We start from the raw sequence: 18,712 nt of genomic DNA, 5'->3' as shown, positions 1-18,712 counted from the left end.
TCCAGCCTAATCCCATCGCGCATTAGCGGCGCGGGTGCGGCGGGGCTATACTACCTGCCCCATCGATGGAGTTCCGGATTGAGCGTCGCCTTCACCAAGGAAGAAAGTGCCGAGACCGCGTCCGAAACGCTGTTGCCGGACCGCCCCATTTCGCCGCATCCCAATCTGGTGACCGAAGCAGGACGCAGAGCGCTGGAGCGCCAGCTCCAGGAGGCACGCGAGGCCTATGAGGCGGCGCAGCAGCTGGACGACGTCAACGAACGGCGACGGCAGTCGGCGGTTCCGTTGCGCGACACACGCTATCTCACGGAACGGCTCCGCACCGCGCAGGTCGTGCCCGACCCTGCCTCGGCCGAAACCGTTGCCTTCGGCAGCACCGTGACCTTCAGCCGCGCCGATGGCCGCGTGCAGACTTATCGCATTGTCGGCGAGGACGAAGCCGATCCAAAGGCCGGCTCGATCTCTTTCGTCTCGCCGGTGGCGAGGTCGCTGATGGGCAAAGCCGTGGGCGACGTCGTTGGGTCGGGCGCCCAGGAGCTGGAGATCGTGGCGATCGCCTAGCGGATCGCAGATCCCGATCACGCCGCCGGCAGGGCAAGCCGCTCGATCGTCTGAATATGCCGCGCGAGCAGGCTGCAGGCTTGCTCGACGTTGCGGGCGCGCAGCGCCTGCAGGATCACGCGATGATCCTGGCTGGGCCGCGGCCGCCAGCCGGCATTGCGCGCCATCGCGAACACCAGTCGTGAGTTGGCAAGTTGCAGGCCGTCGAGGCTGGCGAGCAGACGCGGCATCGCGCAGGGCGCCACCAGCGCGTGATGGAAGGCGCGATTGGCCAACTCGAAATCCTGCACCGTCTCGGCATTGTCGCCTTCGATCAACGCGACCTCGATCCGCGCCAGATGGGCCGGCGTGAATTTCGGCGCCGCATTGCGCAGCGCGACCACCTCGAGCGCGGCGCGCATCTCGGCGATCTCCTTCACCGACTTGGTGTCGAGCGGCGCAACCCGCACCCCGCGCCGTGGCACAGCAACGACGAGATGCTGCGCCTCCAATTGTCTGAACGCCTCGCGCACCGGGACGTGGCTGGAATGGAATTCCCGCGCGACATGATCCTGGCGGAGCGGGGCGTCCGGCGGCAACGCGCCGCTGATGATGCGCTCGCCGATCGCCTCGGCGATGCGTCCCGCCGTCGTCGTGTTCTCGCCAACGTCAGTCATAGATTATCTATCACAAAAACGGGTGCGCTTCCGCGCGGGCTCGGTTAGCATCATTCCAAGTCCATAATCATAGATAATACACCGTATTATCTATGATCTGCAACAATCGAGAAGGCAAGCCTATGGTTGATGTCGTTGAGATCGAACGGACCGACAGAAGCAGCAACGCACCGCTCCACAAGCACTGGGAGCGTGCCGAAGCCGAGGCGCTCTACAACCTGCCGTTCGCGGACCTGATGTTCCAGGCGCAGGGCATCCACCGCGCCAATTTCAATCCGAACCACGTCGAAACCGCGAGCCTGCTCAGCATCAAGACCGGCGGCTGTCCGGAAGACTGCGGCTACTGCTCGCAAAGCGCGCATTACGACACCGGCCTGAAGGCCACCCGCCTGATGCCGCGGGACGAGGTGGTCGCGGTCGCGCAGCGCGCCAAGGACGCCGGCGCAACCCGTTTCTGCATGGCCGCGGCCTGGCGCAGTCCCAAGGACCGCGATCTCGATCAGGTCTGCGACATGGTCAGCGCGGTGAAGGGGCTCGGCATGGAAACCTGCGTCACGCTCGGCATGCTGACGCCGGACCAGGCCGAACGCCTCTCCGACGCCGGACTCGATTTCTACAACCACAACGTCGATACCTCGCCCGAGTTCTACGACAAGATCATCACCACCCGCACCTTGCAGGATCGCATCGATACGCTCGCGCATGTGCGCGACGCCGGCATCAAGGTCTGCTGCGGCGGCATTATCGGCATGGGCGAGCAGGTCGAGGACCGGCTCGGCATGCTGATGCTGCTCGCCAATCTCCCCAGCCATCCCGAAAGCGTGCCGATCAATCTGTGGAACGAGGTCAAGGGCGTGCCGGTCAACGACACCGCCGAGCGGCCCGATCCGATCGCGCTGGTGCGGCTGGTTGCGACCGCGCGGATCATGATGCCGAAGAGCGTGGTGCGGTTGTCGGCCGGACGGCAATACATGACCGATGAACTGCAGGCGATGTGCTTCCTCGCCGGCGCGAACTCGATCTTCATCGGCGATGTACTGCTGACCACCAAGAACCCGCAGCGCGATCGCGACGCCGATCTGCTCGACCGGCTCGGCATCACATCCCGTCTCGCCTGACTGTACCCTCCGGCACGCGCGCGGCGTCATTCGCCGCGCGACCAACCACCATCCTGAGAGTAAAGCATGAGCGCAATCCATGCGGCCAAGGCCGCTGATTACGCCGCGGCCTTGCGCGCCCTGAGCAAGGACGATCGGCTGCGCGGTCTGAAGCCGCGTGCGGGCATCGATTTCGTGTCGAACGACTATCTGGCACTCGCGAGCGCGCCACGCATCAAGCAGGCCGTGTCGGCCGCGCTCGAGGCAGGCACGCCGATCGGCGCCGGCGGGTCGCGGCTGTTGCGCGGCAATTGCGAGGAGCACGAAAGGCTGGAGGCCGAGGCCGCCGCGTTCTTCCGCGCCGAGACCGCGCTGTTCTTCGGCGGTGGTTATGTCGCCAACTTTGCCGTGCTGACGACGCTGCCGCAGCGCGGCGATCTGCTCGTTCTCGATTCGCTGGTGCACGCCAGCATCCACGAAGGCGCGCGGGCAGGCCGGGCCGCGTTCCGGTTCAGCGCGCACAACGACCCCGGGTCGGTCGAGGACACCATTCGCGACTGGCGCGCCGATGGCGGAACGGGCCGGGTCTGGATCGTGGTCGAAAGCGTCTACAGCATGGACGGCGATGTCGCGCCGCTCGACGACCTCGTCGCCATCGCCGAGCGGCACGACGCGTTCCTGATGGTGGACGAGGCGCACGGCACCGGCGTCTACGGCGAGCAGGGGCGAGGGCTGACGGCGCCCTATGAAGGGCGCGAGAATCTCGTGATCGTGCATACCTGCGGCAAGGCGCTGGGCGCCGCCGGCGCATTGGTCACGGCCTCGACCGTGCTGCGCGACTTCATGGTCAATCGCTGCCGCCCGTTCATCTTCGCCACCGCGCCGTCACCGCTTGTGGCCGTCGCCGTGCGTGAAGCACTGCTGATCCTGCGAGAGGAGCCCGAGCGCCAGCAGCGCCTCGCAGAACTGGTCGCGTTCACGCATCGCGAGCTCGATCGGCGCGGCCGGCGCAGTCCGTCGCGCTCGCAGATCGTGCCTTATATCGTCGGCGACAATGCGCGCGCGATGCAGCTTGCCTCGGCGTTGCAGGCGCGCGGCTTCGACATTAGAGGCATCCGCCCGCCGACCGTGCCGGCGGGCACCGCGCGGCTGCGGATTGCGTTGACACTCAATGTCGACGAGGACGACGTGCGCGCGCTGCTCGATGCGCTTGTCGAGGAGACGAAAGGCTGGTCGCGATGATCAGCTGGATCGTGGTGACCGGCACCGACACCGGAATCGGGAAGACGATCTTCTCCGCGGGCCTCGTCGGCTTTCTCGGCGCGAGCTACTGGAAGCCGGTTCAGTCCGGCCTTGAGGAAGAGACCGACGCGCAACTGGTGACGCGGCTTGCAGGTCTTGCGGCCGATCGCATCGTGCCGGAGCGTTACCGGCTTCACACGCCGGCGTCGCCGCATCAGTCCGCGGCGATCGACGGCGTGCGCATCGATCCCGCCGCGCTCGATCTGCCCGACACGGGGGACCGGCCGCTGGTGATCGAGGGCGCCGGCGGACTAATGGTGCCGCTGAATGACGACACGCTCTTTATCGACATGTTCGAGCGGTGGCGGCTTCCGGTCGTGCTCTGCGCCCGCACCGCGCTCGGCACCATCAATCACTCGCTGTTATCGGTCGAGGCGCTGCGCAAGCGCAACATCGATGTTCTCGGGATCGCCTTTATCGGCGAGAGCAATCCCGAGAGCGAGCGCGCCATCTGCGAGATCGGGCAAGTGCGCCGGCTGGGCCGGTTGCCCTGGCTGTCTCCGCTCGCGGCAGACACGCTGCAAACGGCTTTCCACGCCTCGTTCCGGCGCGACGATTTCAACTCATGATATCAGCGCAGAGATCGCCGATCTGGCACCCGTTCACCCAGCACGCGCTGCACGATCAGATGACCAGGATCGTGCGCGGGGAGGGTGCCTATCTCTACACCGCGGAGGGACGCCGGATCATCGATGCGATCGCATCTTGGTGGGTGGTGACCCACGGCCATTGCCATCCGCATATCGTACGCGCGATCCAGAACCAGGCGGAACAGCTCAACCAGATCATCTTTGCCGGCCATACCCACGATCCGGCCGAAGACGTTGCCGCGCAGCTCCTGAAGCTGGCGCCGCGTGGCTTGGAGTATGTGTTCTTCTCCGACTCTGGATCGACCAGCGTTGAAGTGGCGCTGAAGATGGCGCTCGGCTACTGGCACAATATCGGCGTGCCGCGCACGCGGATCATCGTGATGCAGCACTCCTACCACGGCGACACCGTGGGGACGATGTCGGTCGGCGCGCGCGGCGTCTTCAACAAAGCTTATGAGTCGCTGCTGTTCGACGTCGTGTCGATCCCGTTTCCGGCCGCCGGCCACGAGCAGGCGACACTCGATGCGCTCGAAGCCGCGTGCAAGACGGAAACTGCGGCCGCATTCATCGTCGAGCCGCTGATCCTGGGCGCGGGCGGGATGCTGATGTATCCGCCCTCGGTGCTGAAGGAAATGAAGCGCATCTGCGAGGCCTCCGGTGTGTTGTTCATTGCTGATGAGGTGATGACCGGCTGGGGCCGCACCGGCACATTGTTCGCGTGCGAGCAGGCCGACGTTACGCCGGACATTGCCTGCTATTCGAAGGGCCTCACCGGCGGATCGCTGCCGCTCGCAGTGACGCTCTGCCGCGCCGACATCTACGACGCGCATTATTCCAGCGATCGTTCGCGAACCTTCTTCCATTCGAGTTCCTACACGGCGAACCCGGTCGCCTGCGCCGCCGCAAGGGCAAACCTCGAACTCTGGCAACGCGGCGCGGGCGAGCGCACAGCCTCGCTCGCCGCGATGCAGGAGCGACTGATCGCACCATTCCGCACCGACACACGATTTGAAAACGTCCGCCGCACCGGGACCATCACGGCGCTTGACCTGAAGGCAAGCGATGCCGGCTATCTCGCAGGCATCGGCCCAAAACTTCAGGCCTTCTTCACGCGTCGAAACCTGCTGCTGCGCCCACTCGGCAACACGGTCTACGTCATGCCGCCCTACTGCGTGACGGAGGCTGATCTCGTTGAGATTTATGCCGCGATCGCGGATGCAGCTGACGAGCTGGCCTGACGGTACGCTTGCGCGCCTGAAATCCCGTGACTGACGATTTGCATCGCGTGCCGTTCTGCGCGCGATGGGTTCCCATGTGAAATCGGCGTGCCGTTGCGGGCACGCCGATGGGCTGGATCACGCGTGCCTGTGTGGCGCCGGCCTCGCAGCGGGATGCTGCGGCCGTGGCGCGGGATGAGGCCGCGGAGCCGGCCGCGACACATGCGGTGCTGCGGGCCGGGGCGGCGGCCGGTGCACAGCCGCTTGCGCGACGCGCGGCGCCGGCGGATGCGCGGCCGGGCGTGGCGCCGCTGGTGCGTGCTGTGCGATCTGCGGTCTCGGCGCGTGCACGGCTGGCGCTGCGACGTGCGGTGCCGGAGCGGGATGGTTGACGGCGACAGGCGGAGCGTGTCCCGTCGGCAGCGCGTGTGCAGCCGGCGAAGCGCTTGCCGCAGGCAAGGCGTGTCCCGTTGTCGACGCATGTGCCGGCGGTAGCGCGTTTCCGGTGGGCAAGGCGTGTCCTGTCGTCGTTGCCTGTGCCGGCGGCAGCGCGTTTCCGGCCGGCAGGGCATGCCCCGTCGGCGATGCGTGTGCAGCCGGCAGAGCGTTTCCGCTCGGCAGAGCGTGTCCCGGCGGCAGAGCATTTCCTGTCGGCAGAGCGTGGCCTGCGGTGGCCTGCGCATGATGAGGCGGCGGCGCAGCGATTGGCTTGCCCGGGTGCGCGGCGATCACGCCGGCGCCGCTGAACCGTGCCGCGTGCGCGGTCGCGGCGATCGCCGGATGACCGTGGTTGTTGGCGAGCGTCAGCGCCGGATCCTTCATCGCTGCTTCCGCGTGCCGCGTTTGCTCGGCGGTCGCAGCCACATGGCGCTCGTTCGCGACGGCGAGCTGCTGCGGCGTCGGTCTCACCGTGGTGCCGCCGGTGCCACCGTTGTAGCTGACGTTGGTCGTGTTGTTGATGACGGTCTTGTTGTAGACGTTGGTGACCGAGACATTCGAGATGTTGTTGACGGAGCTGTTGTAGAAGAAGTTGCCGCCGCGCCAATAGCCGCCCTCATAGCCGATGCCGGTGTAGCCGAAGCCATAAGAGATGCCGCCGTAGAAACCGACGGTCGCTCCCCAATAACCGGCGTGGAACGCGTAGACGCCATCGTTCCAGCCCCAATAGCCGGGCGTCCAGAGCAATGCAGGCGCGGGCGGAAGCACCCAAGTGCCGGGAACCCAGTAGTAACCGATATCGTCGCTCCACGCCCAATAGCCGGGCGTCCAGATGTAGCCGTCGCCTGGGATCGGCGGCTGTTCGTAGACGGGCAGTGGCGGCGGTGCTGCATCGATGCTGATGCCGATGGCGAGCTGGGCGCGCGCAGCGTGCGGTGGTGAGAGACAGCAGAGGCTGAGAGCTAAGGCGAAAGGCAGTCCGGCGATGCGGCGCATGGCGCATACTCCAATCTTCTTCCCCCAGCGTTGGAGTTGAATAGTGGCGCCGACATGAACCCGCTGTGAATGTTTGTGCTGACATCGTGATTTCGCGATCGCGCTTCGATGGAAGCGTTAACGACAGCGAGTGCGCGTCAGCTCGGTGTCAGGATGGAACGCGATCCGTGCGGTTTCGGCGGCTTCATCACTGCGCCAAATAGTCGAATTTTTGTTTTGAATTGGACGACGCCCCCCTGCGCGTCATCAATCGGTGATCGGAGCATCCGGCTCGCACAAGGCCGGGCAGGGAGGTTTGGAATGGCGCGATCCGCCGACATCGACATCAACGCGGGCGCGCGTCTGGACAGGCTGCCGATCTGCGGATTCCACTGGCGCATCCTGGCCCTGATCGGCGCCGGCATGTTCCTCGATGCATTCGACATCTATCTCGCCGGCGGCGTGCTGGGCGCGGTGCTCAAGGAAGGCTGGTCGACGCTCGAGCTCAACGCGGCATTCGTCTCCGCGACCTTTGTCGGCATGACGATCGGGGCGTGGTTCTCCGGCATCCTCGGCGACCGCTTCGGTCGCCGCTTCTCCTACCAGATGAACCTCGCGATCTTCGGCCTCGCGTCGATCGCGGCTGCTTTCGCGCCCAGCATGACGGTTCTGATCGGTCTCCGTTTCATCATCGGCATTGGCCTCGGCGCGGAGATCGTGGTCGGCTACGCGACCTTGACGGAGTTCGTGCCGGCTGCTTCGCGAGGACGCTGGATCGGGCTTCTGGCCGTGATCACCAACTTCTCGCTGTTCGCGTCATCCATGATCGGCCTGTGGGTGATCCCGACGCTTGGTTGGCGCTACATGTTCGCCCTCGTAGGCCTCCTGGCGATGATCGTCTGGTTCTTGCGCAAGTCGATGCCGGAATCGCCGCGCTGGCTGGCCACCAACGGCCGCGCCGATGAAGCCGAGAAAATTCTATCCGCGATCGAAGCGGAGGCCGCGCGCAAGGGAGCACTGGCTCCCATCGCTGCGAGCGCGCCGGCGCAGGAATCGCCCGGCGCGGTCTGGCGCCTGTTCCAGCCGCCATATCTCGCGCGCACGCTGCTCGGCAGCCTGCTGCACATCGTCGTCGGCTTCAGTCTCTACGGGTTCATCGGCTGGCTGCCGACCTTCATGGTCAAGGGCGGCCACAGCGTGGTCTCTTCGCTGGGCTACACCACCGTGATGGCGTTGGGCGGGCCGGTCGGATCGCTGATCGGGCTCGTGCTGGCGGACCGGCTCGGACGCAGGCTCTCGATCGTCTGCTCGTCGATTGCGGCGGCAGTGCTCGGCATCGCCTATCCGTACATGGCGGATGGTGTCGCGCTCGCGGGCGTCGGCTTCCTGCTGGTCACCGCGATCTACGTCATGCTGGCGACCGGGTTCGCGATGCACGTCCCCGAACTGTTCCCGACGCGCTACCGGCTTCGCGGCACGGCAATCTGCGCCACGTCCGGGCGGATCGCGACCGCGCTGGTGCAGTACGTCGTGGTCGCGATCTTCGCCTGGCAAGGGTTGACCGGCGTGCTGACGACCCTGGCCGGCATCCTCGTGTTCCAGGCTGTGGTGTTTCTCGTGTTCGGATTCGAGACCAAGGGACGCTCGCTGGAGGACGCGTCGGCCGTCACGGAAGCCGAGGCAGGAAGCGAGCCGTCCATCGCGCGGAGGCCGGCGGACATCGGCGCCTAGCTCAGATCGGAGCACGCAGCCCTGAGCCGATCGCGGAGCCAGCCGTTGGCATTGCTCTGATCGTATCTGCGATGCCAGTACAACATCCAGTCGAACGGCGCGGACTCGAACGGCAGTTCCTCCATCCGCAGGCCGTCGTCCATCAGCACCGCGGCGAGGTGCCGCGGCATCACCGCGAGCAGGTCGGTCTGCTTGAGAACATGAGGCACGACCAGCCAATGCGGCACGTTCAGCGCGATGCGTCTTCGATGGCCGCGTTCGGCGAGCACGTCGTCGACGAAGCGAAGGTCGGTCGGGCTCATCGAGACCTTCATGTGCTCCTGCGCGATGAAGCCGTCGAAGGTCAGCCGTCCGCGCTTGACCTGGTGACCGCTCCGCATCAGGCAGACCATGCGGTCGCGCAGCAGCGTCTCCGAACGGATCGACGCGGAATGCTCGAGGCCCATGCTGACCGCGACGTCGATCTCGTCCCGCTCCAGCGCATCGATCGTCAAGGCGGGCGGCAGATGGATCGTGTTGTAGGAGATCCGCGACTCAGGCGGCCGCGCTGCGGCGAGTCTCGGCAACAGCAGGCACGCGAGAATGTCCGACATTCGGATCGTGAAGGTGCGTTCGGTCCGGCCTGGATCGAAGCCGGTGTCGCTCGCCATCACGCGTTCTACCTGGCGCAGCACCTGACGCAGCGGCTCCGCCAGTTCGGTGGCGCGGGGCGTGGGCTTCATCCCGCTCGTCGTCCGCACCAGGAGTTCGTCCTCGAACATCGCGCGCAGCCGGTTGAGCGCGTTGCTCATGGCCGGTTGACTGAGGCCGACGCGGTCGGCCGCCTTGGTGACATGACGCTCGGTCAACAGTGCGTCCAACGCGACGAGCAAATTGAGGTCGATGGATCGGAGGTTCATGCCGTCATTCATATCGTGAATAGTGAGAGAGCACAAATCCATTTCATCTATGGCAGTGCGGCGCGTATCCAATCGATCTGAACCAAGGAGGCATCAATGAGCTTTGAGACCATCAAACGCGAAGTGAAGATCTGCATGTTCGATCAGTACGGCACCGTCGTCGACATGCAGGGCGGCCTGACCAGGATCGCGGCGCCGTTCCTCGCAAGGAAGGGCTGGAAGGGCGATCCGAATTCCTTCGTCACATGGTGGCGCCGCACGCATTTCGAGAACTCGATGATCGATGCGCTGCTGCATCGCGAGCACACGCCCTATCGCGAGATCGGGCATCGCGCGGTGTCGCACGTGATGGACCGCGCCAAGATCGACTACACGATGGATGACGTGCGTTATCTCGTCGGCGAGATCGAGAAACTGGTGCCGTTTCCGGAAGTGCCGGAAGCGCTCACACGGTTGCAAGCCAAGTACAAGCTGGTGGTGCTCTCGAACGGCGATCCCGACATGCTCGAGACCGCGAAGCAGTATCACAAGGTCCCGTTCGATCGCGTGATCTCGGTGGCCGAGGCCAATTCGTTCAAGCCGCATGTCGCGACCTATACGAAAGCGGCCGAGATCATGGGCGTGAAGCCCACCGAGGTGCTGTTCGTCGCCAATCATGCCTTCGACTGCATCGGCGCCAAATCCGCCGGCATGCGGACGGCCTTCATCGACCGGCGCAGCCGCCCGTTCGGCATCACGCCGCACCAGCCCGATATCCTGGTGCCGTCGATGAAGGACCTCGCTGATGCGATCGTCTGATCGCGAACCGCTGTCGGGCATCAGGGTTCTCGACCTCTGCCGGGTAGTCTCCGGCCCCTTTGCCACGATGCAGCTCGGCGATCTCGGCGCCGACATCGTCAAGATCGAGGATCCGCGGCAGGGCGATGAAAGCCGGCGCTACGGACCGCCCTTCGTCGGCGGCGAGAGCGCATACTTCCTGTCGGTGAACCGCAACAAGCGTAGTTGCGCCATCGATTTGAAGTCGCCGGCGGGGCGCGACGCGGTGCTCGATCTTGCATCCGCCGCCGACGTCGTGATCGAGAATTTTCGCCCGGGTACCCTCGACAAATGGGGCCTCGGCTTCGACGCGCTGCGCGCCCGCAGGCCCGACATCATCCTGTGCAGCATCTCGGGGTTTGGCCGCACCGGCGCGGACGCCGGGCGCCCCGGCTACGACCTGATCCTGCAGGGCGAATCCGGCGTGATGGACATCACCGGCGATCCGATTGGGCCGCCGACCAAGGTCGGCACCTCGATCGCCGATCTTGTCACCGGCCTGTATGCGTCGCATTCGGTGCTCGCCGCCCTGATGCGGAAGAGCCGGACGGGCGAGGGCGGCCGGGTCGACGTCGCCATGCTCGACGCCATGGCATCGCTGCTGACGTTCAACGCCGGCATGTACTTCGCCACGGGAGAAAGCCCGAGGCGCCGTGGCAACGTCCATCCGACCATCAGCCCGTACGAGCCGTTCGAGGCGAGCGACGGCTGGATCAATGTCGGGGTCGCAAACGACAAGTTCTGGGCGGCCTTTTGCGACGTCATCAGCCAGCCGGACCTGCGCGAAGATAGCCGCTTCGTGACCGCCCCGAAGCGCGCGGCGAGCCGGAACGAGCTCGTTGCGATCCTCGCCCCCATCTTCGCCGGCAGGAGTCGCGCCGATTGGCTACAGGCGCTGGGCGTGGCCGGCATCCCCTGCGGCGCGATCAAGTCGGTCGGCGAGGTCTGCGAGACGCCGCAACTCACGCAGCGCGGAATGGTCCAGACCGTCCACCATCCAGCCGCAGGAGATGTGAGGTTCATCGCGAGGCCGACGCGGTTCGGCGACGAACCGCCGGCACCTTCCACGCCGCCGCCGATGCTCGGCGAAAACACAAGCGAGGTGCTTGCGGAATGGCGCGGCTGGACCGACGATCGGCTCGAGAGATTCGCCCTCGAAGGCGCGTTCGGAGACTTTGGACGGAGCTTCGTGCGATCGCCCAGGTGAGGATCGCAATCAAGTGAGTGTCGTCATGAGAGATATCGCCGAACAAATGATGCGTCGCGCCGTCGCAGACGAGCGGCAGGAATTCGGGTCGTTCTTCCTGTCGCGTTTCCTCGGCCTGGAGATCGCCTACCAGGGCGAGGCGTGCATCGTCTCCTTCGATGTCGTGACGCCGCTGTACAACCCGCAAGGCACGCTGCACGGCGGGGTTCTCGCGACCGCGCTCGACATCTCGATGGGGCATCTGGTCAACCACGTCGCGGGTGCCGGCACCACGCTCGAGATGAAGGTGCAGTATCTCGCCGCGGTGCGCGAAGGGCGCGTGACCTGTCACGCGACCTTCCTGAAGCGCGGCCGGAAGACCTTCTTCCTGCAATCCCAGGCATCCGCCGCGTCCGGCGAGACGATCGCGCATGCCACGTCGACCTGGCAACTGCTGAGCCGAGGCTGAGAAGCGCGGCCGGTTCGCGTCGACCCGTTGTCTCGCTGCCAAAACTGTCGGTTTCGCGGCGGAGCGGACCCCTGACGCGAATCTCCGATGTCGTGAAAGCACGACCTCCCGAGGCCCCGTTCCTTCGCACGAAACGGTCACGAGCATTGCCAGGATCGTGATCCGGTCTCATACTCTGAAGCTGGAAGCGCATCTCCACGGCGCGGCCGGTGCAAAGATGCGAGAGGCGATATCTCAAAAGCGGAAAGACGGCGATGCGGTCTCATCTCGCATTTGCCCTTGTATCGATGGCGGCGCTGCTCGTTGATCCGATTGCCGCCATGTCGCAGGACATGTTGCGCAGCGTCGACCTCGACAGTCCCGAGATGACGACGTCGGAGATGACGCGCGCCGAGGTCGACGCGCTCCTCAAGGCCGCGCCTCAAGGGGACCGACGCACTTTAGATTTGGAGGGAAAGCGGCTGTCGCACCTCGATCTCTCGGGCCTCGACTTCTCCGGCGGCAACCTTCATCTCGTTAAGCTCAACCGAACCAATCTGAAAGCCGCGCGCTTCGATCGGGCCATACTGAACCAGGCTTGGCTCATCGACGCAGATCTGACGGAGGCGTCCCTCGTCAAGGCATCGCTGCTCGGCACGCAGATGCAGCGCGCCAAGCTTGGCGGCGCGGATTTGAGCGCTGATATGCGCAACCAATCGATGGGCCTGATGCGTGGCGTGCTCAAATCCGCCGATCTCCGGAATGCGGATCTGAGCGGCGCCAATCTTGCGCGCGCCGATCTCGAATTCGCGCAGTTGCAGAATGCCAATTTGGCGAACTGCAACCTCAACAAGGCTGACCTGGCGGGAGCCGATCTATCTGGAGCCAATCTCGCCGGCGCCGATTTCACCGAGACCGACCTTGCGTCGGCCCTCTTGCCGGGTGCGACCGCGCTGGCCGAGGCCCGCAATCTGGACAAGGCCCGGAACTTGGACCTGGCGCGGCGCCCAAACTAGCGATCGAATTGCAGTGTCCTGCAGCAGGGCTTATATTTTGCGTTGAGAACCACGCAGCCGCTCATCGTGCGGCAGGCAGGGACCACGGTGGATGGTTGCATGTCGCACCGGAGGTGACGCCATGACCATTTCTCCCACACTGCACAAGTATCTCGCCGCCGAAAACATCGCGTACGACGAGATCCCGCATGTGCTGACGCTGTCGTCGGCCCTGACCGCCCAAGCATGTCACGTCCCGGGTGATCGCCTGGCCAAGGCCATTGTGTTGCGCCGCAATGGCGGCTACCTGCTCGCCGTGCTGCCGGCATCGCATCACCTCAGGCTGGCGGATCTGAGGGCGAGCTTCGGCGACGATATCGCCATGGCCGCTGAAAGCGAAATCGATCGGCTGTTCGCGGACTGTGCGCATGGGGCGGTTCCCGCCGCCGGCATCTGCTACGGGCTCGACGTCATTGTTGATGACAGCATCCAGATGCAGCCCGAGATCTATATCGAAGCCGGCGATCATGAGACGTTGCTTCATCTCGGTCGTGCGCAATTCGCGCGCTTGACCGCCGGTTCCCTGCACGGCCGCTTCAGTACGCACGACTGAGGGCATGATAGCCGGACCACCTGTCGCTGCGCCTTGACCAAGGCGCAGCACGCACGCATGCGATCACGCCCGATCTGCTGTATAGTTGCAAGCGAGGGGGCTGCTGCCTTGCAAGGGAGGTCCTCCATGAAGGTCAAGGATGTGATGCACAAGGGCGTCGATTGGGTCAGCCCCGATACCCCGATCACTGAAATCGCGAAATTGATGCAAGGGCACGACGTCGGGTGCATTCCGGTCGGGCAAGACGATCGTCTGATCGGGATGGTGACGGATCGCGACCTCGTCTGCAAAGGTCTTGCGAGCAAGGACTTCAACTCTACGCGCACGACAGCGCGCGATGTGATGACCGAAGGCATCCACTGCTGCCGGGAAGACGACGATCTGGCGAAAGCGGTGCATCACATGGAGACGCTGAAGATCCGCAGGCTGCCTGTCATCAACAAGAGCAAACGGATGGTCGGCATGGTCAGCCTGGGGGATATAGGCCACTTTGCCGGTGCCGATCTGATGTCCCAATACATGAAGGGCGTGTCGGCTCATCATTGAGGCGAGGCCGGTCTGCCGGAAACCGGCAGATCGGCCGGCACTATGGCCGGACATCGAAGCGGACAAAAAATCGAAGTGGCGCACCCGACACGATTCGAACGTGTGACCTTTGCCTTCGGAGGGCAACGCTCTATCCAGCTGAGCTACGGGTGCGTGCAGGCCACCATTTAGCTGATTGGCTCCGGGTCGGCAACGGCGTTGTCCGGCCGGTTAAGGGCTGTAAACTGCCTGCGCCAATATGACAGGCCTTGCGGAAAAAGGCTGTCTTTCGAGGGAGTTTGCCCATGCGTCCGCTGGAATTCGGCTGGTATCTGCCCACGCATGGCGACACCACGGCCTATGGGCTGATAGAGGCGCAGGTCGCCGGCTCGCCGGAACTCTGCGACCGCGTGGTCAAGGCGGCCGAGGATGCCGGGTTCGAATATCTCCTGATTCCGGTCGGCTCGGTGTGCTGGGAGGCCTGGATATCCGGCGCGTTCATGGCGGCACGCTCGGCGCGGATCAAGCCGCTGATTGCAGCAAGGCCGGGCTACATCAACCCGGTGCTGATGGCCAAGATGATCTCGACTTTCGACCAGATGTCGGGCGGGCGGATCTGCATCAACCTGATCGCCGGGCAGAACGAGAGCGAGGTCGAGGCCGAAGGCGTACGCTACGCCAAGGAGGAACGCTACGCGTTGATGGAGGAGGAGGTCTCGATCCTGAAAGCGCTGTGGACGACGCGCGGCCCGGTCAACTTCCAGGGCAAGTTTCACACCATCTCGGGCGCGCATATCCGGCCGCGTCCGCTGCAGCAGCCATTTCCAAGATTCTATCTCGGCGGCGGCTCGCGGCAGGCCTGGGAGGTCTCGGCGAAGCATTCCGACGTTCATCTGTTCTGGGGCGATCTGCCGGAGCGCATCGCGGAGAATATCGCCGAGATCCGGCGGATGGCGCGGGCGCATGACCGCGAGGACGCGATCGGCTTCGGCATGCGGCTGCAGATTATCTGCCGCGAGAACGAGGCGGATGCCTGGGAGGCGGCCGACCAGCTGGTGCGCCACGCCACCGAGCGGCAGAAGCAGGAGATAAGGACGCTCTATGTCAGGTCCGAGGCCAACCAGCGCGTGCAGCAGCTCGCGCGCGACTATGGCGACCTCGTGATGCCGCATCTGTGGACCGGGATCACCAAGGTGCGGCCCGGCGCCGGCATCGCTGTGGTCGGTAATCCCGCACAATGCGCCGCGACCTTGCAGCAGTTCATCGACGCCGGCTGCCACTCGTTCTGCCTGTCCGGCTATCTGCATGACGAGGAGGCCGAGCGGTTCGGCCGCCTGATCCGCCCGATCCTTGCCGCGAACAATCGCGGGCGGTTCGCCGCCTGAGATGCGGTCCGGAAGCTTTCCCAAAATTCATGGGTGAATCGGCGCCTGACGCGACATGACCCAGCTTCATCGCATCGCGCCTGGCTGCGCTAACGGAGTTTGAACCATGCATCGTCAAGCCTGGCTTGCGGCACTGGCGCTGCTCGCCATGACGGCGGCTCACGCGCCGATCGCGTCGGCAACGCAGACGCGGATCGAGCGTGACCGGAAGCCGGTCAAGGAGGTCGCCAGCGGTCGCGTTGCCGTCGGCAGCGCGACCTTTCCGGTCTATCTCTCGGCCGACTGGTCCAATCCGTTGCCGGACGTCACCCGCGCGGTGCTGGTGCTGCACGGGGTGCTGCGCAATGCCGACGACTATTTCCGCGCGGCGCTAAGCGCGCAGGCTGCGGCCGGCGATACCGGCAAGAGCACGCTGATGATCGCGCCGCAATTTTTGATCGAGCCCGACGTCGAGGCGTTCAAGCTGCCGGCGGAAACGCTGCGCTGGAGCCTCTATGGCTGGCAGGGCGGCGAGCCCGCGCTCGCGCCGGGTCCGGTGAGCTCGTTCGAGGCGCTCGATGCGATCCTGGCGAAGCTCGGCGACCGCAAGCTGTTTCCGAACCTGAAGCAGGTCGTCGTGTTCGGCCATTCCGGCGGCGGCCAGGTGGTGCAGCGCTATGCGATCGCGGTGAAAGGCGACCAGGTGCTGCTGCGCGAGGGCATCGGCGTACGCTACGTCGTCGCCAATCCGTCCTCCTACGCCTATTTCACCAAGGAGCGGCCGCAGCCCGCGATCGCCGCGAAGTGCGAAGGCTACAACAGCTGGAAGTTCGGCATGGACGACCGTCCGCCCTATCTCGCCGAGCCGACGCCGGCCGCGCTGGAGCAGGCCTATGTCGCGCGCCGCGTGATCTATCTGCTCGGAACGCTCGACACCAATCCCAATCATCCCGCGCTCGACAAATCATGCATGGCGGAAGCCGAAGGGCCGTATCGCTACGCGCGCGGGCATTCCTATGTCGCCGCGATGCAGGCGCGCGACCACGGCGCGACGAACCACAGCGTGTGGGATGTGGCCGGCGTAGGCCACGAGGGCGGCAAGATGCTCAACTCGCCTTGCGGCCTGACCGCGGTGTTCGACATCCCCGGCTGCGAGGCGGCGCGCTGAGCCCGCGCCGGAAGTGCACTAGGATTTCGCCGGCGAGGGGTGGGCGGGTCGATAGGCCGTGGCGTCCGTCGTGAACTCGGCGTGGCCGTAGTCCTTCAAGAGATTTTCGATTCGCTTGACCAGCCGCCGGTCCGCTGCCGCGCGCAGGCCGGGAATGCGGGATGCCAGCCGGTAGAGCGCAAGCCGGGTGAACAGGAAAATCCCGACCACGGCCGTCACGGTGCGATCCCTGGCCGTGATCGGCACGCCGATCGATGCGGCTCTGGCCCGATCGCCGTTGAGGAAGCTGTTCAGGAAGAACGTCTTCGCGAAGCTGCGCTCGAAGAATTCGAACAGACGGCCGCCAATGGATTCGTCGGAGCGCAAGGTTGCCGCCATCGTGGCCCGGACCAGTTCGCCGCAGGTCTTGTCGTCATAGCCGGCCCGCAGCGTCGCGGAGCGCAACAGCATGAGGTCGACAATTCCCTTCGGCGTGTCGGCGAGCAGGTCCTCCGGCAGGCCGAGCAGGAAGCAGCGGTAGCGCGCAAGCTCGACGCGGGCCCGTTCCTCCGGCGTGAACTCCGTGCGGCCGTCGGCCAGCACTTTCTGCGCCAGCAGGAAGATCGGGATCAGTCCGGCAGGCATCTGGTCGACTTGCGGAATCGGGATGCCGTAGACCGCAATGTCCCAATTGTCGGCGCGCCGCATCACGTTGGCGCGCACCATCGAATGCATCAGCCGCACCATCGCCGCCGCCTTGAAGCCCGGCCCGAACCGCCCGAGCGCACCGGGAAGCACTGAGGTGGCAAAAAACGTTGCAGTTTCCTTGACGCGACGTGCCGACGTGCCGCTCGACAATGCGTTGGTGATCGCCATCGGCAGCGCCGCGTACTTGTTCATGAAGGTCGCAAGGAACGCGCCGCGGATGATGAAGGGGCTCAGATTGGCGGCCGCATTGCGATCGATCCGCGCGCCTTCCTCGACCAGTTTCATGTCGAGCCAAGCGGGCGTTCGCTCCATGTCGCGGATCAGCGCGATCAGTTCGCCCGGCGCATCCTCCACCGCCTCGACGCCCGCATCGCAGGCCTGAACCAGCATGGTGACCAGCCTGCGGAAGCCGTATTCGCGCATCAGCGCCGCATAGGCGTCGGCCGGCGGATCGCCCATCATCGTATAGCTGCGGATGAACGCCATGCGGTCGGGATCGGCCAGCAGCGCCGCGCGGGCGGCTGCGAATTTTTCGGGAAGCACGCTCGGCGTGCCGGCATCTTCCGCAAATCGCTCCGGGACGATGGCGAAATCGACCTTGCCGTAGATCCCGGGATTTCTCTCCCTTTGCGCGGCAACATTGCTGCGCAGCTTGTCCAGCGTTCCGGCCTGCATGAGCGGCTCTCCCTGATCTTCGTTGGACTTCAATTTATATCAAGCGATAGGAAATGCAATAAATAATATCGTGTGATATGATTTTTTGATGAGCGCACGAAACAGCCCCCTGCCGCCGCCGACGCGATCGGCCACGACGCCTTACAAGAAGGGTGACGAGACCCGCGACCGCATCCTCAATGCCGCCCTCGCGGCGTTCGGCGACAGCGGCTTCGCAGGGGTGACGACCCGCCGGATCGCCGAGGACGCCGGCATCAACCTGCCTGCCCTCAACTATTATTTCGGCAACAAGGAGGGCCTGTATCTCGCCTGCGCGCATGAAATCCTGGCGCGCTATCGCGAGAGCATGGCAGCGGTCGGCGAGGCCGCCCTGGCCTCGCTCGAGGGGCCGCCCGATCCGGACGCCGCCCGCGCGCAGTTGAAGCTTCTGCTGACGGCGCTGGCACGCTTCCTGCTGACGTCGGCGAGCGAGCAGAACCGTCTGTTCGTTCAACGCGAGCTGGCGGATCCCGGGCGCGCGTTCGAGGTTCTCTATGCCGGGCTGTGGCGGCCGGGCATCGAGCTCGTCGCCCAACTGATCATTGCAGCTTCCAAAGAGCGATTGACGGCGGCGCAGGCGCGCGTCCGCGCCGTGATGATGATTGCGGGGCTGACGGGCTTTCAGTCCGGCGCGCCGATCATCTCGCGGACGATGGGCAAGGCGGCCTCGTTGACGATGGTGATCGAGGCGCTCGAAGCGCAGGTCGACGCGCTGGCGAACTGACGCCGG

General features: G+C 65.1%; 19 protein-coding genes and 1 tRNA gene. 15 read left to right on the top strand and 5 right to left on the bottom strand.

Annotated features, from left to right (window positions below; genetic code table 11):
* Window positions 1–78: 78 nt before the first annotated feature.
* Entirely contained in the window at window positions 79–561 is a 483-nt protein-coding gene (gene greA / locus HU230_RS31875) for a transcription elongation factor GreA (RefSeq protein ID WP_176534750.1), read from the top strand.
* A 17-nt stretch (window positions 562–578) separates the two neighbouring features.
* Here the strand turns inward: greA and HU230_RS31870 are convergent, their stop codons facing one another.
* Window positions 579–1,217 carry a GntR family transcriptional regulator gene (locus tag HU230_RS31870; protein ID WP_176534751.1) on the bottom strand — a complete coding sequence of 213 codons (639 nt, stop codon included), beginning with the start codon at window positions 1,215–1,217 and terminating at the stop codon, window positions 579–581.
* 122 nt (window positions 1,218–1,339) lie between these two features.
* On the opposite strand from HU230_RS31870, the gene bioB reads away from it, so the two are divergent.
* The 4 genes from bioB (at window position 1,340) to HU230_RS31850 (ending at window position 5,444) form a co-directional block, all read left to right on the top strand.
* Window positions 1,340–2,335, top strand: a complete 996-nt coding sequence (gene bioB / locus HU230_RS31865; protein ID WP_176534752.1) for a biotin synthase BioB — start codon at window positions 1,340–1,342, stop codon at window positions 2,333–2,335.
* A 66-nt stretch (window positions 2,336–2,401) separates the two neighbouring features.
* Window positions 2,402–3,556, top strand: coding sequence for an 8-amino-7-oxononanoate synthase (locus HU230_RS31860; RefSeq protein WP_176534753.1), 1,155 nt, complete (start codon window positions 2,402–2,404; stop codon window positions 3,554–3,556).
* The gene (bioD, locus tag HU230_RS31855) at window positions 3,553–4,185 is read left to right on the top strand and encodes a dethiobiotin synthase (RefSeq protein WP_176534754.1); all 633 of its coding nucleotides are present in this window, start codon (window positions 3,553–3,555) and stop codon (window positions 4,183–4,185) included. The genes HU230_RS31860 and bioD overlap by 4 nt, the downstream gene beginning before the upstream one ends.
* A complete protein-coding gene (locus HU230_RS31850; RefSeq protein ID WP_176534755.1) occupies window positions 4,182–5,444 on the top strand; it encodes an adenosylmethionine--8-amino-7-oxononanoate transaminase in 1,263 nt (420 codons plus the stop codon). The genes bioD and HU230_RS31850 overlap by 4 nt, the downstream gene beginning before the upstream one ends.
* 117 nt (window positions 5,445–5,561) lie before the next feature.
* Here HU230_RS31850 and HU230_RS31845 read toward each other — a convergent pair whose 3' ends face one another.
* Complete coding sequence (locus tag HU230_RS31845; RefSeq protein ID WP_176534756.1) at window positions 5,562–6,857, bottom strand: YXWGXW repeat-containing protein; 1,296 nt, start codon at window positions 6,855–6,857, stop codon at window positions 5,562–5,564.
* Between the two features lie 300 nt (window positions 6,858–7,157).
* On the opposite strand from HU230_RS31845, the gene HU230_RS31840 reads away from it, so the two are divergent.
* Window positions 7,158–8,567, top strand: a complete 1,410-nt coding sequence (locus HU230_RS31840) for an MFS transporter (RefSeq protein WP_176534757.1) — start codon at window positions 7,158–7,160, stop codon at window positions 8,565–8,567.
* On the opposite strand, the gene HU230_RS31835 is transcribed toward HU230_RS31840, so the two are convergent.
* Window positions 8,564–9,466: a LysR family transcriptional regulator gene (locus tag HU230_RS31835; RefSeq protein WP_176534758.1), complete on the bottom strand. Its 903-nt coding sequence runs from the start codon at window positions 9,464–9,466 to the stop codon at window positions 8,564–8,566. The two genes, HU230_RS31840 and HU230_RS31835, sit on opposite strands and share 4 nt — an antisense overlap.
* A gap of 96 nt (window positions 9,467–9,562) precedes the next feature.
* Between HU230_RS31835 and HU230_RS31830 the strand changes: the two genes are divergently transcribed.
* The 6 genes from HU230_RS31830 to HU230_RS31805 all read left to right on the top strand — a co-directional run bounded on the left by HU230_RS31830 (window position 9,563) and on the right by HU230_RS31805 (window position 14,070).
* Window positions 9,563–10,264, top strand: coding sequence for a haloacid dehalogenase type II (locus HU230_RS31830; protein WP_176534759.1), 702 nt, complete (start codon window positions 9,563–9,565; stop codon window positions 10,262–10,264).
* Window positions 10,251–11,489 (top strand): CaiB/BaiF CoA transferase family protein, encoded by a 1,239-nt coding sequence (locus HU230_RS31825; protein ID WP_176534760.1) that lies wholly within the window; start codon window positions 10,251–10,253, stop codon window positions 11,487–11,489. Before HU230_RS31830 ends, HU230_RS31825 begins: the two co-directional genes overlap by 14 nt.
* Before the next feature lie 25 nt (window positions 11,490–11,514).
* The gene (locus tag HU230_RS31820; RefSeq protein WP_176534761.1) at window positions 11,515–11,937 is read left to right on the top strand and encodes a PaaI family thioesterase; all 423 of its coding nucleotides are present in this window, start codon (window positions 11,515–11,517) and stop codon (window positions 11,935–11,937) included.
* Window positions 11,938–12,191: 254 nt separating this feature from the next.
* On the top strand, window positions 12,192–12,932 hold the full coding sequence (locus HU230_RS31815) for a pentapeptide repeat-containing protein (RefSeq protein ID WP_176534762.1): 741 nt from the start codon (window positions 12,192–12,194) through the stop codon (window positions 12,930–12,932).
* A gap of 121 nt (window positions 12,933–13,053) precedes the next feature.
* Window positions 13,054–13,524 carry an aminoacyl-tRNA deacylase gene (locus HU230_RS31810; protein ID WP_173640024.1) on the top strand — a complete coding sequence of 157 codons (471 nt, stop codon included), beginning with the start codon at window positions 13,054–13,056 and terminating at the stop codon, window positions 13,522–13,524.
* A gap of 126 nt (window positions 13,525–13,650) precedes the next feature.
* Window positions 13,651–14,070: a CBS domain-containing protein gene (locus HU230_RS31805; RefSeq protein WP_176534763.1), complete on the top strand. Its 420-nt coding sequence runs from the start codon at window positions 13,651–13,653 to the stop codon at window positions 14,068–14,070.
* 76 nt (window positions 14,071–14,146) lie between these two features.
* Here HU230_RS31805 and HU230_RS31800 read toward each other — a convergent pair.
* Window positions 14,147–14,223, bottom strand: a tRNA-Arg gene (locus tag HU230_RS31800).
* A 131-nt stretch (window positions 14,224–14,354) separates the two neighbouring features.
* Here HU230_RS31800 and HU230_RS31795 point away from each other — a divergent pair.
* Window positions 14,355–15,434 carry an LLM class flavin-dependent oxidoreductase gene (locus HU230_RS31795; protein WP_176534764.1) on the top strand — a complete coding sequence of 360 codons (1,080 nt, stop codon included), beginning with the start codon at window positions 14,355–14,357 and terminating at the stop codon, window positions 15,432–15,434.
* 106 nt (window positions 15,435–15,540) lie between these two features.
* The gene (locus tag HU230_RS31790; RefSeq protein WP_176534765.1) at window positions 15,541–16,581 is read left to right on the top strand and encodes an alpha/beta hydrolase; all 1,041 of its coding nucleotides are present in this window, start codon (window positions 15,541–15,543) and stop codon (window positions 16,579–16,581) included.
* An 18-nt stretch (window positions 16,582–16,599) separates the two neighbouring features.
* Here the strand turns inward: HU230_RS31790 and HU230_RS31785 are convergent, their stop codons facing one another.
* Entirely contained in the window at window positions 16,600–17,943 is a 1,344-nt protein-coding gene (locus tag HU230_RS31785) for an oxygenase MpaB family protein (RefSeq protein ID WP_176534766.1), read from the bottom strand.
* An 88-nt stretch (window positions 17,944–18,031) separates the two neighbouring features.
* On the opposite strand from HU230_RS31785, the gene HU230_RS31780 reads away from it, so the two are divergent.
* Window positions 18,032–18,706: a CerR family C-terminal domain-containing protein gene (locus tag HU230_RS31780; protein WP_176534767.1), complete on the top strand. Its 675-nt coding sequence runs from the start codon at window positions 18,032–18,034 to the stop codon at window positions 18,704–18,706.
* Window positions 18,707–18,712: the final 6 nt, after the last annotated feature.

Origin of the sequence: Bradyrhizobium quebecense (genome assembly GCF_013373795.3) — a bacterium.
Lineage (GTDB): Bacteria > Pseudomonadota > Alphaproteobacteria > Rhizobiales > Xanthobacteraceae > Bradyrhizobium > Bradyrhizobium quebecense.
Note: the sequence above shows the minus strand (reverse complement) of the source record. Positions and strands in the feature narration are given on the sequence as shown.

Bases quoted from the DNA above. Each gene is read 5' to 3' on its own strand.
- HU230_RS31835 (WP_176534758.1), bottom strand. From the start codon at position 9,466: ATGAACCTCCGATCCATCGACCTCAATTTGCTCGTCGCGTTGGACGCA.
- HU230_RS31815 (WP_176534762.1), top strand. From the start codon at position 12,192: ATGCGGTCTCATCTCGCATTTGCCCTTGTATCGATGGCGGCGCTGCTC.
- HU230_RS31840 (WP_176534757.1), top strand. From the start codon at position 7,158: ATGGCGCGATCCGCCGACATCGACATCAACGCGGGCGCGCGTCTGGAC.
- bioD (WP_176534754.1), top strand. From the start codon at position 3,553: ATGATCAGCTGGATCGTGGTGACCGGCACCGACACCGGAATCGGGAAG.
- HU230_RS31850 (WP_176534755.1), top strand. From the start codon at position 4,182: ATGATATCAGCGCAGAGATCGCCGATCTGGCACCCGTTCACCCAGCAC.
- HU230_RS31845 (WP_176534756.1), bottom strand. From the start codon at position 6,857: ATGCGCCGCATCGCCGGACTGCCTTTCGCCTTAGCTCTCAGCCTCTGC.
- HU230_RS31870 (WP_176534751.1), bottom strand. From the start codon at position 1,217: ATGACTGACGTTGGCGAGAACACGACGACGGCGGGACGCATCGCCGAG.
- HU230_RS31780 (WP_176534767.1), top strand. From the start codon at position 18,032: ATGAGCGCACGAAACAGCCCCCTGCCGCCGCCGACGCGATCGGCCACG.
- HU230_RS31790 (WP_176534765.1), top strand. From the start codon at position 15,541: ATGCATCGTCAAGCCTGGCTTGCGGCACTGGCGCTGCTCGCCATGACG.
- HU230_RS31830 (WP_176534759.1), top strand. From the start codon at position 9,563: ATGAGCTTTGAGACCATCAAACGCGAAGTGAAGATCTGCATGTTCGAT.
- HU230_RS31805 (WP_176534763.1), top strand. From the start codon at position 13,651: ATGAAGGTCAAGGATGTGATGCACAAGGGCGTCGATTGGGTCAGCCCC.
- HU230_RS31820 (WP_176534761.1), top strand. From the start codon at position 11,515: ATGAGAGATATCGCCGAACAAATGATGCGTCGCGCCGTCGCAGACGAG.
- HU230_RS31785 (WP_176534766.1), bottom strand. From the start codon at position 17,943: ATGCAGGCCGGAACGCTGGACAAGCTGCGCAGCAATGTTGCCGCGCAA.
- bioB (WP_176534752.1), top strand. From the start codon at position 1,340: ATGGTTGATGTCGTTGAGATCGAACGGACCGACAGAAGCAGCAACGCA.
- HU230_RS31860 (WP_176534753.1), top strand. From the start codon at position 2,402: ATGAGCGCAATCCATGCGGCCAAGGCCGCTGATTACGCCGCGGCCTTG.
- HU230_RS31810 (WP_173640024.1), top strand. From the start codon at position 13,054: ATGACCATTTCTCCCACACTGCACAAGTATCTCGCCGCCGAAAACATC.
- HU230_RS31795 (WP_176534764.1), top strand. From the start codon at position 14,355: ATGCGTCCGCTGGAATTCGGCTGGTATCTGCCCACGCATGGCGACACC.
- HU230_RS31825 (WP_176534760.1), top strand. From the start codon at position 10,251: ATGCGATCGTCTGATCGCGAACCGCTGTCGGGCATCAGGGTTCTCGAC.